The sequence below is a fragment of the Allosalinactinospora lopnorensis genome, from assembly GCF_000981225.1.
Taxonomy (GTDB): Bacteria; Actinomycetota; Actinomycetes; order Streptosporangiales; family Streptosporangiaceae; genus Allosalinactinospora; species Allosalinactinospora lopnorensis.
On record NZ_LAJC01000035.1, the window covers coordinates 27058 to 43158 of the forward strand.

13 protein-coding genes and 1 pseudogene are annotated in these 16101 nt (G+C 72.2%); 6 read left to right on the top strand and 8 right to left on the bottom strand.

What is annotated here, in order from left to right; translation table 11 throughout:
* Window positions 1-12: 12 nt before the first annotated feature.
* Complete coding sequence (locus tag VS93_RS14215; protein ID WP_046470417.1) at window positions 13-954, top strand: alpha/beta fold hydrolase; 942 nt, start codon at window positions 13-15, stop codon at window positions 952-954.
* Between the two features lie 71 nt (window positions 955-1025).
* Here VS93_RS14215 and VS93_RS14220 read toward each other — a convergent pair whose 3' ends face one another.
* A complete protein-coding gene (locus VS93_RS14220; protein ID WP_046470418.1) occupies window positions 1026-1826 on the bottom strand; it encodes a MerR family transcriptional regulator in 801 nt (266 codons plus the stop codon).
* 164 nt (window positions 1827-1990) lie between these two features.
* Here VS93_RS14220 and VS93_RS14225 point away from each other — a divergent pair, with 164 nt between their 5' ends.
* The 4 genes from VS93_RS14225 (at window position 1991) to VS93_RS14240 (ending at window position 5684) form a co-directional block, all read left to right on the top strand.
* A complete protein-coding gene (locus VS93_RS14225; protein ID WP_046470419.1) occupies window positions 1991-2839 on the top strand; it encodes an SDR family NAD(P)-dependent oxidoreductase in 849 nt (282 codons plus the stop codon).
* Between the two features lie 43 nt (window positions 2840-2882).
* Window positions 2883-3791, top strand: a complete 909-nt coding sequence (locus VS93_RS14230; RefSeq protein WP_046470420.1) for an AurF N-oxygenase family protein — start codon at window positions 2883-2885, stop codon at window positions 3789-3791.
* Window positions 3792-3855: 64 nt separating this feature from the next.
* Window positions 3856-5370, top strand: a complete 1515-nt coding sequence (locus VS93_RS14235) for a flavin-containing monooxygenase (RefSeq protein ID WP_046470421.1) — start codon at window positions 3856-3858, stop codon at window positions 5368-5370.
* Window positions 5367-5684: a DUF4873 domain-containing protein gene (locus VS93_RS14240; protein ID WP_046470422.1), complete on the top strand. Its 318-nt coding sequence runs from the start codon at window positions 5367-5369 to the stop codon at window positions 5682-5684. The genes VS93_RS14235 and VS93_RS14240 overlap by 4 nt, the downstream gene beginning before the upstream one ends.
* 20 nt (window positions 5685-5704) lie before the next feature.
* Here VS93_RS14240 and VS93_RS14245 read toward each other — a convergent pair whose 3' ends face one another.
* The 7 genes and pseudogenes from VS93_RS14245 to lon form a co-directional block, all read right to left on the bottom strand.
* Window positions 5705-6379, bottom strand: a complete 675-nt coding sequence (locus VS93_RS14245; protein ID WP_046470423.1) for a hypothetical protein — start codon at window positions 6377-6379, stop codon at window positions 5705-5707.
* 436 nt (window positions 6380-6815) lie between these two features.
* A complete protein-coding gene (locus tag VS93_RS14255) occupies window positions 6816-7940 on the bottom strand; it encodes an adenosine deaminase (protein ID WP_082126886.1) in 1125 nt (374 codons plus the stop codon).
* Window positions 7941-8016: 76 nt separating this feature from the next.
* Window positions 8017-9401 (bottom strand): annotated as a pseudogene (locus tag VS93_RS14260) (four-carbon acid sugar kinase family protein).
* A 109-nt stretch (window positions 9402-9510) separates the two neighbouring features.
* The gene (locus VS93_RS14265; RefSeq protein WP_394298822.1) at window positions 9511-10770 is read right to left on the bottom strand and encodes an MFS transporter; all 1260 of its coding nucleotides are present in this window, start codon (window positions 10768-10770) and stop codon (window positions 9511-9513) included.
* Window positions 10771-10856: 86 nt separating this feature from the next.
* A complete protein-coding gene (locus tag VS93_RS14270; protein ID WP_046470426.1) occupies window positions 10857-11936 on the bottom strand; it encodes a Gfo/Idh/MocA family oxidoreductase in 1080 nt (359 codons plus the stop codon).
* A 14-nt stretch (window positions 11937-11950) separates the two neighbouring features.
* Complete coding sequence (locus tag VS93_RS14275) at window positions 11951-12274, bottom strand: CopG family antitoxin (RefSeq protein WP_046470427.1); 324 nt, start codon at window positions 12272-12274, stop codon at window positions 11951-11953.
* 446 nt (window positions 12275-12720) lie between these two features.
* Window positions 12721-15147 carry an endopeptidase La gene (lon, locus tag VS93_RS14285; protein ID WP_046470428.1) on the bottom strand — a complete coding sequence of 809 codons (2427 nt, stop codon included), beginning with the start codon at window positions 15145-15147 and terminating at the stop codon, window positions 12721-12723.
* Between the two features lie 439 nt (window positions 15148-15586).
* Between lon and VS93_RS14290 the strand changes: the two genes are divergently transcribed.
* Window positions 15587-15991, top strand: coding sequence for a hypothetical protein (locus VS93_RS14290; RefSeq protein WP_046470429.1), 405 nt, complete (start codon window positions 15587-15589; stop codon window positions 15989-15991).
* The last annotated feature ends 110 nt before the right edge of the window (window positions 15992-16101 follow it).

A 16101-nucleotide genomic window follows, 5' to 3' on the forward strand; every position in this document is an offset into this window, starting at 1 on the left:
GACCCTTCCCCCATGACCCCGCTGCACCACGCCACAGACAGGATCGCGACCGTCCGCACCCGTGACGGCGCCGAACTGCGCGTGCACACCCGAGGCCCGGAGAACGCGCCGCTGACCGTCGTGCTCGCGCACGGCTGGGCGCTCCCCTCGGACATCTGGCGCCCTCAGGTCTCCCGGCTCACCTCGGATTCGGACCGCGTGGTCCGGACCGTCCGCTTCGACCAGCGAGGCCACGGCGGTTCCACCCGGGGCACGCGGCCGCTCGGGATCGACCTGCTCGGCGAGGATCTGGCGCGGGTTCTGGACACGCACGCCCCCACGGGACCCGTGGTGCTGGGCGGGCACTCCCTGGGAGGCATGGCCGTCATGGCGCTGGCCGGCGCCCGTCCGCGGCTGTTCGAGGAGCGGGTCGCGGGCACGCTCCTCGTGGCGGCCTCCGCCGGTGACCTCGCCCCGGACCGCCCCGGCATCCCGCTGCGGGCGCGGGTCGCGGCGCGCGGCGGGCGAGCGGCGATGCGGCTGCTGTCGTGCCTCCCCAACGGCGTGGACCGGGTCCGCGGGCTGGTGCCGCCGCACCTGGGGATCACCCGGGCCGCCGTCAGGCGTACCGTCTTCGGGCCGGACGCCGATCCGACGCGCGTGCGCGAGTGCGCCGAGCTGATCCGCGGAACGCCGACGGAGACCATCACCGGCCTCTGCGAGCCGCTGATGCGCCTCGACATGACCGAGCGGCTCGGCGCGCTGCGGGACGTCCCGGTGACCATCATCGCCGGCGGCCGGGACCGGATGGTCCCGCCCCGGCACGCACGGACGCTCTCCCGTGCGCTGCCGGGAGCCCTCCTGCGGATCCTGCCGCAGCACGGTCACATGCTGACCCTGGAGGCACCCGAGGTGGTGACCGAGCACCTGGCGGAGTTGTGCCGCGTCGCCGCGCCCGATGGTGGGGGCCTCTGACCTTCCGCCGCGGGGCCGGCCCCGCGGACCGGGGTGCTCTCCCGCCGGTCGCCGCCGGCGGGCCGAGCGGCTCAGGCGGGCTGCTGCTCCTTGTCGGTGCCCGGCTCCTCACTGTCCCGGTCCTCCCGGCCGTCCTGCCGCAGGTGCTCCAGGACCTCGGCGAAGTGCTTGCCCACCGCCTCGTGCAGGTGGCGGGACATCGACCGGGCCAGCATGGCGTCCACGGCCACCTGGGCGAGGGGGCGCAGCCGCCGTGTCAGCTCGGCGACCTCGGCGATCTCATCGCCTTTGATCATTCCGTCGGGTGCGTGTGTGGCCAGGATGTGGTCGGCGACCGTGCCGACGAGCTCGCGGGCGGCGGTGTCCACCCGCTTCTGCAACTGCTCGGCGATGTCGAGGACCGTGGTCAGCGGGATCCCGGCCCGCACCAGCTCGGCCCCGGCGTGCAGCAGGCGCGGGCTGGGCACCCGGAACCGGGCCCCCTCGCGCTCCACCAGGCCGGCCCTGAGCGCGCGGGCCGTGGTGACGGGGGTCACCTGCTCTCCGTATATCTCCCGCAGTTCGTCCATGGTGACGTACCCGGGGAGCTCATCGGTCCAGGGATCCCCCACCGCCGACTCCAGACCGAGGATCTCGGTGAGACCGCCGCCTCGTTCCCAGACCGAGACGAGTTCGCGGATGTTGGCGAAGGTGTAGCCGCGCTTGAGCAGTTGCCCGATCAACCGCAGGCGCGCCAGGTGGGCCTCCGTGTAGATGCCGACCCTCCCTTCGCGGCGCGGTGGGGAGAGCAGCCCGCGGTCCTGGTAAACCCGCACGTTGCGAACGGTGGTTTCGGCAAGCCGCGCGAGCTCGTCGATCCGGTATTCGGCCATGCCCCCACCCTACGGACATCAGAGCCGCCAGTCGTGTACGCGATCTCGCCGCCGGTCGCCCGCTCCTTGGCTCCTCCGGCTCTCCGCGCGGAAGAAAACGCCCTATTGAATTGTAACAATGAGCATTGTTAAAGTTCAGACCACAGTAGTGGAGGAGACCACACATGACCGTACGCACCCTTGACGGCCTGTCCGGACGCACCGCGATCGTCACCGGCGCATCGGGGGCGTTCGGCAGCACCACCCTCACGCTGCTGCGGCACCTGGGCGCCGAGGCCGTCGGGGTCGACCGCAAGCCCGCCGAGGGGGTCCTCGCCTGCGACATCACCGACGACGCCCAGGTGCGGGAGGTCGTCCCCGAGGCCGTCGAGCGGCTCGGCGGCCGGGTCGACAGGCTCATCCACTACGCCGGTATCGGGCCCGCGGTCGACGTCGGTGCCGCCCCCGACGCCGACGTGCACGCCGCCCTTGAGGTCAACCTCCTCGGCGCCTGGAGGGTCACCGCCGCCGCGATGCCCGCCCTCGCCCGCGAGCGCGGCCGGGTCGTCCTCGTCGCGTCGCTGCTCTCCGGACTGCCCGTCCCGTTCGCCGGCGCCTACACGGTCTCCAAGCGCGCGCTCACCGCCTACGCCGACACGCTCCGCGTGGAGTACGGCACGCACATCGGTGTCACCACGGTTTACCCCGGCTACGTCGACACCCCGATCCACGACCACTCGCGGGCCGCCGGTGTGGGGATGGACGGTACGGTCCCCGCCGAACGGGTGCGCGACACCGTGCTGACGGTACTCCGCTCCGCTGCCGCGCCCCGGCCGCCCCGCGATGTCGCCTCGACCGGGCTCGGCCAGAGCGCCCTGCGCTTCACCCGGCATTTTCCCGGGGCCGTCGACCGGATCGTCACGGCCCGGCTCGCCCTCCTCATGCGCTCCGGCCACTTCAGCGACGCCGAGATCGCGCGCGGACTGCGCGAACGCCACAGCGCCGCAGGCCCCTCAGCGCCCCCCGCCACCTGACCCCGAACCCCTGCCCTCGCCGCACCGCCAAGGAGGCGACCCCATGAACGTCCCGAGGCAGACGAGAACCGCGGACCGCGAGGACACGGCCCACCGGCTGCTGGCCTCATCGGCGAAGGCGTCCTTCGACCCGTTGGTCGAGATCGACTGGGACGCCCCCGTCGAGAAGGACAGGTACGCGATCAGGCCCGAACGGATCTCGCTCTACGGCACCGAGCTGTGGGACCGGCTCACCGAGGAGCAGCGAACGGAGCTGAGCCGGCAGGAGGTCGCCAGTATCGCCTCCATCGGCATCTGGTTCGAGACCATCCTGATGCAGATGCTGGTGCGGCACGCCTACGACCGGGACCCCACCACCGACCACGTGAAGTACGCCTACACCGAGATCGCCGACGAGTGCCGGCACTCGATCATGTTCGCCAAGATGATCGAGAAGCTGGGCGCTCCCTTCTACGCGCTCGACAGGCTCGCCCACCTCCAGGGAAAGCTGTTCAAGGCCGTCTCGAACGGGCCGCTGACGTTCAGCGGGGCGCTCTTCGTCGAGGAGATCCTGGACCAACTGCAGCGCGAGGCCATGGTCGACGAGTCGCTGGAGCCCCTCGTACGCGCGGTCTCCCGGATCCATGTCGTCGAGGAGGCCCGGCACATGCGCTACGCCCGCGAGGAACTGGCCCGCGACTGGCGGACCCGCGGTCCGCTGGTGCGGGCCTACAGCCGGCTCGCTCTCGGGATCGTCGTGTACTACTCCGCGACCCGGCTGATCAACCCCCGGGTCTACGCGAAGGTGGGGCTGGATCCCCGGCGGGCGCGCAAGGCGGCCCGCCGCAACCCGCACCACATCGACACCAAGACCTGGGCCGCCCGCAAGGTGGTCGCGACCATGGACAGGGCCGGCATGATCGCCGGCCCCGGCCGGTTCCTCTGGCGCGCGGCCGGCCTGCTGGGCCGCTGAACGACCGCCTCCGAACCCGGCCTTCGGGCCGCCCGCACCCGCCTTCGGAAAGGAAGCCGGCAACGTGACCGAACACGAGACGACACCGCGGCACTACCGGATCGCCATCATCGGCACCGGTTTCGCCGGGCTCGGCATGGCGGCCCGGCTCAAGCGGGCGGGGTTGTCCGACCTTGTGCTGCTGGAGCGCGCCGAGGATGTCGGCGGGACGTGGCGCGACAACACCTACCCGGGCGCCGCGTGCGACGTCCCCTCGCACCTGTACTCGCTGTCCTTCGCGCCCAATCCCGGATGGAGCCGCAGTTTCTCCGGGCAGCGGGAGATCTGGGAGTACCTGCGCGGGGTCGCCGAGGATGAGGGGATCCGCCGCCACATCAGGTTCGGCTGCGAGGTGCGCTCGTGCCGCTGGGACGACGGCGGCAACCGCTGGTCGATCCGGACCTCCGGCGGCACCATCACCGCACAGTTCCTGGTGAGCGGGGCCGGGGCGCTCTGCGAGCCGTCGCTGCCCGCCCTGCCCGGGCTCGACGCGTTCGGGGGCACCGTCTTCCACTCGGCGCGCTGGGACCACGAGCACGACCTGACCGGGCGCGACGTGGCGGTGATCGGTACCGGGGCCTCGGCGATCCAGTTCGTGCCGCAGATCCAACCCGAGGTGGGCCGGCTGCACCTGTTCCAGCGCACCCCGCCGTGGATCATCCCCCGGCACGATCGGGACATCACCCGCGCCGAGCGGTGGCTCTACCGCACCCTGCCGTTCACCCAGTCGATCGCCCGGAGGAGCATCTACTGGGGCCGGGAGAGCTACATCTTCGGATTCGTGAAGAACCCGAACCTGCTGAAAGGCGTGGAGGCGATCTCGCGGGCGCACATGAGGCGCCAGGTGCGCGACCCGCGGCTGCGGGCCAGGCTGACCCCCGACTACCGCGCCGGCTGCAAGCGCATCCTGCTGTCCAACGACTACTACCCCTGCCTGGAGCGGCCCAACGTCTCGGTGGTCACCGACGGGATCGCCGAGGTCCGGGAGAAGTCCGTCGTCACCCGCGACGGCACCGAGCGGGAGGTCGACACCCTCATCTTCGGCACCGGGTTCCACGTCAGCGACCTGCCCATAGCGGACCGGATCCACGACGCCGGCGGGGTCTCCCTCACCCGGCGGTGGGGCGACGATCCGCAGGCGCTGCGCGGCACCACCGTGGCCGGCTACCCCAACCTGTTCATCCTGGCCGGGCCGAACACCGGTCCGGGCCACACCTCGCACGTGTTCTTCATCGAATCGCAGATCAACTACACGATGGCCGCGCTGCGCCACGCGTGCCGCAACCGCATCGACCGCCTGGACCCCCGGCCCGAGGCGCAGGCGGCCTACGTCGAACAGGTGCGGCGCAAGATGCGCGGCACGGTGTGGGTGACGGGCGGCTGCGACAGCTGGTACCTGAACTCCCAGGGCCGCAACGTGACACTGTGGCCCGGTTTCAGCTGGGAGTTCGCGCTGCAGACCCGCCGGTTCGACCCGCACAACTACCACCTCCGCAAAGAGGGGCCCATCCGGCGCTTCCCGTCGAGGGCCGGGCGATGAGCGGGACCGGAGAGGAGGAGGGGTACCGCGGGCCGCTGACCGTCGTCGCCGGCGGGGTGCGGACCACCGTCGAGGGCCACATGGCCGGGCACTTCGACCCGCTCACCGGGGAGTACCGGTGGGTGGGCCGGCTCTCCCCCGATTCCGCCGTGGCCCGGGCCTTCGAGGAAGGCCGGACAGCGGTCCTGCTGCGCACACCCGGGGGCCACGAGGGCAGCGGCGTCCTGGCCGGACCGAACGTATGGGGCGGGCACACCGTCTCGGGCTCCGGGCGGCCGCCGTTCGCACTCCCGCGAGTGGCCCCCGAGGAGTGAGACGGGCCGCGCCGCTTCCGTCACGGCTCGGGGGCATCGGCGGCGTAGGGGTGCACCGAGCAGAGGTCGTCCACGGCCGTGAACCAGGCGGAGGGCCCGCGCGGGCAGGGGACGCCGCTGAACGGGTCGGTCCCGGCGTCGAGCAGCTGGAGCGGAAGCAGGTGCTCCGGGTCGAAGGCGTTGGCGGTCAACTCCTCGAAGTAGCCGTCGGATCCGGCCAGCAGCCCGTGGTCGGTGAGGTAGCCGTGCGCGCGCCGGAACACCATGCGCACCGCGAGGGCCTCGGCGAAGCAGGACGGAGGCTGCCAGTACGGTTCGACCAGGCGGTGCGCGCCGGTGCCGGCCACCAGCAGGAAACGGCGTACGAAGGCGGTGTCGTAGCGGTCGGCGAGCGCGGCCGGAAGCTCGTCCAGGACCGATGGTTCGTACAGGTTGGCGACCGTGCCGCGGATCCGCTGCAGGGCGTCGAGATCGCGGTAGAGGCCGTCGAAGACCTGGTGGACGCCCGCGAAGAGCGAACCGGCCAGCAGTTCGGCGGTGGGCTCCGGGCCGGCGTGGACGTCCTCGGCCAGTCCGAACATCCGCGGGTCGAAGGCGCGCAGCCGCGGGGCGTGCGCCAGCGCGTAGCGGCGGGCCTGCTCGGGGTCGCACCCGATCTCGGGAACGGGCCGCCGTGCGGGGCGGGCTCTGCCCACCGGGGCCGCCGTGCCCCGTCTCGCTTCCGGCCCGGGTGCGGCAGCCGGCCACCGACCACCCGGCGAACTCCGGGCGCTCTGCCAGGAGACGCTGCATGGTGAGCGCGAGGCCGGTCTCGGCGGCCCGCGCCGACGGCGCCTCGGCGGCGGCGTCGATGGCGAGGCCCCGTTCATGGGCCAGGCAGCGGACCTCGTGCACCAGGACGACCTCGCCGTCCGGTCCGTGGATCCGCAGGACCGCGTCGAGTTCCGCCAGGATCAGTTGGGCCGCGCCGCGCGAACTCAGCCCTCCGAGGTCCGCGGAGTCCTCGGGAATCTCCACCCGGATGTGAACGGCGAAGTGCATGGCCGCCTCCCGTCGATCGATAGGGACCTTCGACGGTAGGCGCGGCCGGTCAGGACGTGTCGCGGCCGTCCACAGGGCGGCCGCAGGCGGTCACCAGGCGTCCTCCTGGCGGAAGAACGCCGCGCTCGCGTGCCGGCTCCGCTCGGCGGCGTAGCCGGGCTTGATCGTCTCGTTGATCAGCGCCAGCCGTTCGTCGTGGTCGATGAACGCCGACTTCATCGCGTTGACGGTGAACCAGCCCAGGGTGTCCAGGCCGTAGCCGAACTCGTGGGCGAGCAGGGCGAACTCCCGGCTCATCGAGGTCCGGTCGAGCAGCCGGCAATCGGTGTTGACGGTGACGCGGAACCGGAGCCGCCGCATCAGGTCCACCGGGTGCTCGGCGAGGTCGCGCACCGCACCGGTGCCCACGCTCGACGTGGGGCACAGCTCCAGCGGGACCCGCTTGTCGCGCACGTAAGCGGCGAGCTGCCCCAGCTTGGCCGACCCGTCGTCGGCGACGGCGATGTCGTCGGCGAGCCGCACGGCCTGGCCGAGCCGGTCGGCCCCGCACCACTGGATGGCCTCCCAGATCGAGGACAGCCCGAACCCCTCGCCGGCGTGCAGGGTGAGGTTGAAGTTCTCGCGCTTGACGTACTCGCAGGCCGAGATGTGGCGCGTGGGCGGGTACCCGGCCTCGGGGCCGGCGATGTCGAAGCCGACCACGCCGGCGTTGCGGTAGCGGACCGCGAGATCGGCGATCTCCAGGGAGTCCGCGGCCTGGCGCATGGCGGTCAGCAGCAGGCGGACGTCGGCGGTCCGGCCGAACAGCCGCGCCCGGGCCGTCCCCACCCGCACGCCTTCGAGCACCGCGTCGACGACCTGCTCTCGCCGCAGCCCACCGCGGGTGTGCAGTTCCGGCGCCACCTTGACCTCGGCGTAGACGACGCCGTCGGCCGCCAGGTCCTGCACGCACTCCGCGGCCACCCGGGTCAGGGCCGGGGCGCTCTGCATCAGGTCGACGACGGGGTCGAACCGGGACAGCCGGGCTTCCTGGGAGCCGGTGCCGGTGTCGGCGAACCACTCCTGCAGGCGGTCCGGATCGGTGGCGGGCAGCCCGGTGTAGCCGGACTCCGCCGCGAGTTCCAGCAGGGTGCCCGGGCGGGCGCCGCCGTCGAGATGGTCGTGCAGCAGCACCTTGGGCAGCCGCCGGATGGTCTGGTGGTCGAGTCGTGTCATCGTCCTCCTCGGTCGGGAACCGGTATCCGGCTAAATTGCCCGAGAGTCTAGACGACACACTCGTCCGCGCCGTGATTCAGGCCTGTGAGCCGCCTCTCGCCCAGGTGGGGCGCGGGGAGGTGGCCGGAACGACGTGTTCTGAGACCTCGGAGTGCACCTGATGCAGCCGCGCCTGGACGGTGCGGCGCAGTTTGCCGAGGCATTCCAGGGCGGTCATCTCGTCGCCGACCAGGCCTCCCTTGGTGACGACCGGGGTCCCGTCCAGCGGGCCGCCGCTCAGCGAACCGTAGACGGCCATCGGGATCACCTCGCCGGCGACGTCGAATGCGTGCACATCGAGTTCGTCCAGGAGGGTGGAGGTGACGTCGCCCCCGGTGAGGTAGAGCCCGCTCGGCAGGGCGTGCGCCCCCGCTGACGTCTCGATGTCGCCGATGACCTCCGCGACCAGCTCCGCGAGACGCGCCGGCAGCCCGCGGCGGGCATCGAGGGGCAGCTTCTCCAGGTCCGCGGCCGGGGTCACCGTGCGCAGGATGACCACGTCCGGGAAGACCGCCGTGGCAAGGTGAGCGGTCAGCTCGCGCGCGACCTCCTCCACGTGGCCGTCGTCGGCACCGGTGAACCGGAGGGTGTCGATGTCGACGAACCTGGCCGGGCCGGTACGGGCGAGGGCGTCGAGCTGGCGCCGGGTCAGGCCGGTGTGGCTGCCCGAGACGGCCAGCATCGGGCCCCGCGCACCGCCCTCCCCGCACAGCCGCAGCGCCGCGGCCAGGAACGCGCCGGCGGGCCCGGGATCCACGGACACCCACACCGTGCCGTCCCTGCGCTGCGCTCGGCCGCGGCCTCGGCGATGTCCTCGAGGTGCCGTTCGTCGAGGGCGTCGCAGAGCACCACCGCTTCGTCTCCGGTCATCAGGTCGGCGGCGAGCATGGTCTGGGTGACCTGCCGGATCGGCACGTGGCGCACCGAGAGGTCGGTCTGCTCGGCCAGGAGGTCGGCGACCAGGCCGGTGCTCATCGGCCAGGTCGGATCGAAGGCGAGCTCGGTCCGCTCCAGTGGAACCCCGTCGAGCAGCTGCACTCCGTCGACGGTGACCCGGCCGGAGGCGGGGAACGCCGGGACGAACAGGGCGCGGGCGCGCGTGTGCGCCGGCGCCCGATCGCGCACCGCCCGGAGGGCGGCCTCCACCTCCGCGCCGATGTTGCCGCGCAGGGTGCTGTCGACGCGCTTGACCACCAGGCTCACCGGCCACACGGCCTCGACCACATCGGTGACGAGGTCGGCCGCGTGCTGCGGGGGAAGGCTCCTGCTGTCCAGGTTGGCCACGACGACGTCGTAGTCGTCGGCCACCACCGCCACGTGTTCGGGGGTCACGGTCGCCACCCGCATCCCTGTGCGCGCGAAACGGGCACCGGTGGCGTTGGCGCCGGTGAGGTCGTCGGCGACCACGAGGACCTGGGCCACGGCGCGACTCCTGTTCCGGGTTCCGAAGGGGTGGGGCGCCGTACCGCCCCGAGCCGGGAGTGCGGGGGCACCACGCGCCTCCCCCCAACATAGGCCCTTCCCGCCCCGGTCACACGGAGGTCGCGGGTTCGCGCTCCCCCACGGTGCTCCCGTGCGGGCCCCGCACGCGCAGTCCCAGCCCGGCCAGCGCCGCCGCGGCGCACAGGGCGATCACGTAGCCCACCACCCCGTTCCAGCCGAGGTGGTCGTAGACCACACCGCCGAGCCAGCCGAAGACGCTGGAGCCGACGTAGTACGCCAGGGTGTACAGCGCCGCGGCCTGCGCGCGGGTGGCGGTGGCCCGGTGGCCGACCCACGCGGAGGTGGTGGCGTGCGCGGCGAAGAAGAAGAACGTGAACGACAGCAGGCCGAGCGCCGCGGCCGCGAGTGACGCGGCGAGCAGCACGAGGGCGCCCACCACCATTCCGGCCACGCACGCCAGCAGGACCGGGTGGCGTCCCGCGCGCTCGACCACCCGGCCGACAACGGCCGAGCTCACGGTACCCGCGAGGTAGGCGGCGAACAGGAAGGCCACGACTGTCTGGGAGAGGCCGAACGGCTCCCCCATCATCCGGAATCCCAGGTAGTTGTAGATCGTCACGAACGCGCCCATGAGGAACAGGGCCTGGCAGTAGAGCGCGACCAGCCCCGGGTCGGCGAAGCTGCGCATCACGCGCCCGGTCAGGCCGGGCCCTCCCTCGCGGCGCCGTCTGGGGACGAATCCGCGCGGCCGCGGGACCGCGGCGAGGAACACGATCAGCGCCACCAGCGCCAGCAGGGAGTCCGCGCCGACCCCCCAGCGCCACCCGCCGATGTCGGCCACGAGCCCGGCGACAAGCCGCCCGCTCATCCCTCCGACGGTGTTGCCCGCGATGTAGACCCCGGCCACCCGCGCGAGGTAGCCAGGCTCGATCTCCTCGGCGAGATAGGCCATCGCGACGGCCGGTACGCCGCCGAGCGTCGCGCCCTGAAGGGCGCGCAGCACCAGCAGTACCCACATCTCGGGGGCGAACGGGGCGGCCAGCCCCAGGACGGTGGAGACGGTCAGGGCGGCCGTCATCACCCGCACCCGGCCGAAGCGGTCCGCCGCACCGCTCCAGACCAGGGTGAACGCGGCCAGCCCGCCGGTCGCGAACGAGACGCTGAGCGCCGCGGAGGCGGCCGAGGCGTCGAAACTCTCGGCCAGCCCGGGAAGCACCGCCTGAACCGCGTAGAGCTGGGCGAACGTCGCGATTCCGGCGGCGGTCATGGCGACCATGACACGCCGGTATCCCCAGCTACCCAGGCTGTGCCGGTGCTCGCCGCACCCTCCGGTCAGACTGTGATCCACTCATCCGACGTTAGCGAGTGACCGCGACACCACCGCAATGTGGGACGGGTCACGCCGGGTGGATCCCGGAGGCGGGGCCGTGCGGGTCAGCCCGGCTCGACTCCGGCGACCTGCCCGGTCCGGGCACTGCGCAGGGCGGCCTCGATGACCTCGAGCCCGTGGACCACCTCGTGGAGCTCGACGGGAAGAGGTTCGCCTTCCGCGACGGCGTCCCGAACCCCGGCGTAGAAGGCCGGGTAGGCGCCGCGTTCGCTGGGAACGGTGCGGACGTCCTCGCCCGCGCCGACCCGTCCCCATGCCGCCTCCGGCTCCACGCCCCAGTCGGGTGCGCCGGGGTGCCCGCCGAGGCCGAGCCGCTCCTCCTGGCCGTCGAGCCCGTCAATGGTGAACGCGGCCCGGTTGCCGAGGGCCCGGAATCGCGGTCCGAGCCGGGCCGCGAGGGCGCTCATCCACAGGTGCGAACGCGCACCGGAGGCGTGGGTGAGGGCGAGGAAGGTGTCGTCGTCGGCGGTGACCCCCTCACGGCGGGCGTCGAGTTCGGCGTACACCGCGGAAACCGGGCCGAACAGCGTGACCGCCTGGTCGATGAGGTGCGGTCCGAGGTCGTAGAGGATCCCCGCTCCGTCGTCCCTGCTTCCCTGCTCGCGCCAGTTGTCCTTGGCCTCGGGGCGCCACCGCTCGAACCGGGACTCGAAGCGGTGCACCCGGCCCAGCGTCCCCTCGTCGACGAGCTTCCAGAGGGTGAGGAAGTCCGAGTCCCAGCGGCGGTTGTGGAACACGGTGAGGACCTGGTCGAGCCGTTCGGCCTCCTCGGCGAGATCGCGGGCCCGCGCGGCGGACAGCGCGAACGGCTTGTCCACGACGACCGCGAATCCGGCCTTGAGCGCCGCGCGGGCGAGTGGTTCGTGCGTGTCGTTGGGGGTGGTGATCACGGCGATCTCGAACTCGCCGGTGCGCTGCCACAGCTCGCCGGACGAGGCGATGACCTCGGCCTCCGGGTACCGTTCCCGGACGGCCGCCGCCCGCTCGGAGTTGCCTGTGACGACCGCGGACAGCCGCAGCCCGGGGGTGGCGTCGATGAGTGGGGCGTGGAAGACCTCGCCGCCCTTGCCGTACCCGAGGAGGGCGACGTGCAGTTCCCGTTCACCTTCGTGCGCAGAGCTCATGCGCCCAACTGTATTCAGGCGCCGGCCTTGAACTCCCCGGCGGAGTGCGCCTTGGTGGCGATGAGCCGCCGAAGGTCGGCCACCGTCAGTACGTCGTCGTCCGCACCGTCGGTGGCCAGCCGCTGCTCCAGCCAGTCCCGCATGAGCGCCGTGACCTTGATGCCGCGTTCGGCGGCGATCTCCCGCAGCCGCTCCAGCACATCGCGCGGCAGCCGGAGCGAGGTGGTGACCATGGGGTTCTCGACGACACGGTCATCCCATTCCCCGCTCTCAACCTCGGCGGAGAAGTCGTGCTCATCGACGTACTCGGCCAGTTCGTCCCACTTCTTGTCGTCCATCTCAACGCCCCTTTCGCCGAAAGTTCCGCTTTTCCACCGCCGTCATGTCTCGCGCCGTGACGACATAGATCCGGCCGTCCAACGCGTCAGCAACGACCACCATCAGATGACGCCCGGCCCCACTGGTATCGAAGATGTAGCGCGTGTTCTCACGACCCCGCTCTATGACACGAGGGCGTGTGTACAGAACATCCTCAATCTCGTGCGGGCTGACGCAGTGGCGGGCGATGTGCGCCTCCGACCTCTCGGTCCACAGAAGCCCCTCGAACACAGCGTAAGCGTATTGCCATCTGCATTGCAATGCTGGAAAACCGGCGAAACCCACCTCGAACGGGGAAAGGCCGCCGGAGCGGCTCCGCCTTCGGGCACGAACAACGGGGCCGCCGGCTCCCCCAAACCGGCGGCCCCGTCTCCTCGGTGGCTTGTTCTTCTCGGTGGTCCAGCGGTCACGCGGCCAGCGGCTGAACCTCCTCGGCGGCGCCGGCCGGCTCCAGGGCCAGCTCCAGCACCTCCCGGACGTCGCTGACCGTGTGGACGGTGAGCCGGTCGAGCACGTCCTCGGGGACGTCGTCGAGGTCGGGTTCATTGCGGGCCGGGATGAGCGCCGTTCCGATCCCCGCACGGTGCGCCGCGAGGAGCTTCTGCTTCACCCCGCCGATCGGCAGCACCCGTCCCGTCAGGGAGACCTCGCCGGTCATCGCGACGTCCGAGCGCGCGGGGCGTCCCGACAGCAGCGACGCCAGCGCGGTCGTCATGGTGATCCCGGCGCTCGGGCCGTCCTTTGGCGTGGCGCCCGCGGGGACGTGCAGGTGCACGCCGCGTTCCTTCAGATCGCCCACCGGGAGCTCCAGCTCCGCCCCGCGCGAACGCAGGTAGGAGAGCGCGATCTCGGCGGACTCCTTCATCACGTCGCCGAGCTGGCCGGTCAGGGTCAGCCCGCTCGCGCCGGACTCCGGGTCGGCCAGGGACGCCTCGACGAAGAGCACGTCGCCTCCCGCCCCGGTGACCGCCAGCCCCGTGGCCACACCCGGGACCGCGGTACGCTCGGCCGACTCCGGGGTGTGCCTGGGCCGGCCGATGTAGCCGCGGAGGTCGCCGGCTCCCACCCGCACCGGCAGCTCGCGCTCACCCAGCGCGACGCCGGCGGCGAGCTTGCGGAGCACGCGGGCGATGTGGCGCTCCAGGTCGCGCACGCCCGCCTCGCGCGTGTACTCGCCGGCGATCATGCGCAGCGCCTCGTCGCCGAACTCCACCTCGGCTGCCTCCAGACCGGCCCGCTCCAGCTGGCGCGGGAGCAGGTGGTCGCGGGCGATGGTGGCCTTCTCATCCTCGGTGTAGCCGTCCAGCAGCACCAGCTCCATGCGGTCCAGCAGCGGACCGGGGATGGTCTCCAGCGCGTTGGCGGTGGCCAGGAAGACCACGTCGGAGAGGTCCAGGTCGACCTCCAGGTAGTGGTCCCGGAAGGTGTGGTTCTGCGCCGGGTCCAGGACCTCCAGCAGGGCCGCCGCGGGGTCGCCGCGGAAGTCGCTGCCGATCTTGTCGACCTCGTCCAGCAGCACGACCGGGTTCATCGAGCCGGACTCCTTGACGGCCCGGACGATGCGGCCGGGCAGTGCGCCGACGTAGGTGCGCCGGTGGCCGCGGATCTCCGCCTCGTCGCGCACCCCGCCCAGGGCGACACGGGCGAAGGAGCGGCCCATGGAGCGGGCCACCGACTCCCCAAGCGAGCTCTTGCCCACGCCGGGCGGGCCCACCAGGGCGAGAACGGCGCCGCTGCGGCGCCCTCCGACGACACCGAGCCCCCGCTCCTCCCGGCGCTTGCGCACCGCGAGGTACTCGACGATGCGCTCCTTGACGTCGTCGAGCCCGGCGTGGTCGGCGTCGAGGGTCGCGCGGGCGTCCGCGATGTCGTAGGCGTCCTCGGTGCGCTCGTTCCACGGCATGTCCAGGACGGTGTCGAGCCAGGTGCGGATCCAGCCGGACTCCGGCGAGGAGTCGCCCGCCCGCTCCAGCTTGTCGACCTCGGCCAGCGCCGCCTTGCGGACGTGCTCCGGCAGCTCAGCGGCCTCCACGCGTTCGCGGTAGTCGGCCTCCTCGCTGTCGGGCGTGCCGTCGAGCTCGTTGAGCTCCTTGCGGATCGCCTCCATCTGGCGGCGGAGCAGGAACTCCCGCTGCTGCTTCTCGACGCCTTCCTGGACGTCCTTGTCGATGGTCTCGGTGACGTCGAGCTCGGCCAGGTAGTCCCGGGTCCACTCGCCGAGCAGGCGCAACCGCTCGGCGACGTCGTAGGTCCGCAGGAGCTCCAGCTTCTGCTCCGTCTTCAGGAACGGGGAGTACCCGCCGCGGTCGGCCAGCGCCCCCGGGTCGTCGATCTGCTGCAGCCCGTCGAGGACCTGCCAGGCTCCGCGCTTCTGCAGGTAGCTAGTGAGCAGCGCCTTGTACTCGCGGGCCGCCTCCTGCACCTTGCCGGGGTAGCCGTCATCAGGCGCCTCTTCGGCGTGGACATCGGTCAGCACCCAGAGCGCGGCACCGGGGCCGGTCGTCGCGCTGCCGACACGCGCCCGGGCCACACCGCGCACGACCGCCGCCGGTTCGCCGTTGGGGGTCCGGCCGACCTGCTCGATAACGGCGACCGTGCCTATCTCGGCATAGGAGCCGTCGATGCGCGGCACGATCAGCACGCGCGGGCGGTTCGCCTTCGCGGGCGAGCGGATGCCGGGCACCTTCGCCGTCCTGTCGTCGCTCGCCTGGGCGGCCTCGACAGCGGCGCGGACCTCGGCATCGGAGATGTCCACCGGCACCACCATGCCGGGGAGGACGACGTCGTCGAGAGGGAGAACGGGCAACGTGGCGCTGGACTGCGCTTCAGTCATTGAACCCTCCTTCTTGAGTCAATATCACTCAATAAAGAAGAGCCCGGTTTTGTTCCCTCCCCCGCGTTCGCTGTGAGCGATACTTCTCCTCGCGCCCGCACCGACGGACGCTCCACTCCGCGGGCGGCCTCGCGGTCGAGGGCCGGGCGTCCGGACGGCTCCTGGGCGCCCCGCCGCTTCCCCGGGCCCGTTGTCAGTGCCCGCCTCTACCGTTCACCTATGGGCATGGTCGGGGAGTACGCACGGCTGACGCCCCTCGAACCCGATCGCGCACCGCGGAGGCCCATCCGGTGATCGTCCGGAAACGCGGAGAACCGCCGGAGTACGTCACCGGCCACTACGGCTCCCCGCTCCCGTTCTTCCAGGCAGCGGCCCGCGACGGCGGCGCCGCGCCCGTCCGGCCGGACCGACCCGCCACCCGCCTACCACAAGGATTCCGATGAGCTGGGACGTTCTTCTGCTTCGGCTGCCCGGCAACGTCACCTCGGTGCGGCACGTCCCGGACGGCTACGAACCGCCGCCGCTCGGCTCCCGGCAGCACGTCACCGCGACCCTGCGCCGTGCCGTCCCCGGCGCGGACCTGTCGGACCCGACCCGGGGAGGGCTGCTCGGCCCCGGCTGGTCGATGGAACTCGGCATCGGGGCGAGCGACCCCGTGGAGTCGGTCATGCTCCACATACGCGGCTCGGGAGACGACGTGCTCCCCCACGTCTTCCGCATGGCCGCGGCACTGGACTGCAAGGTTCTGGACTGTTCCGCCGGCGACCTGATCACCGCGCAGGAGGCCTCCGGGTGGCACGCTTTCCAGACGTTCCGCGACCACGCGGTCGGGCCGCCTCGGTGAACTCCGAACGGTTCACCGCCTCGCCTTGAGACGGCCGGCCCGCGCGAATCGACGCGGTGGAAGACCGGCCCACCCCGCCCCGGCGGCCCCGCAGCACCGGGGGCCTTTCC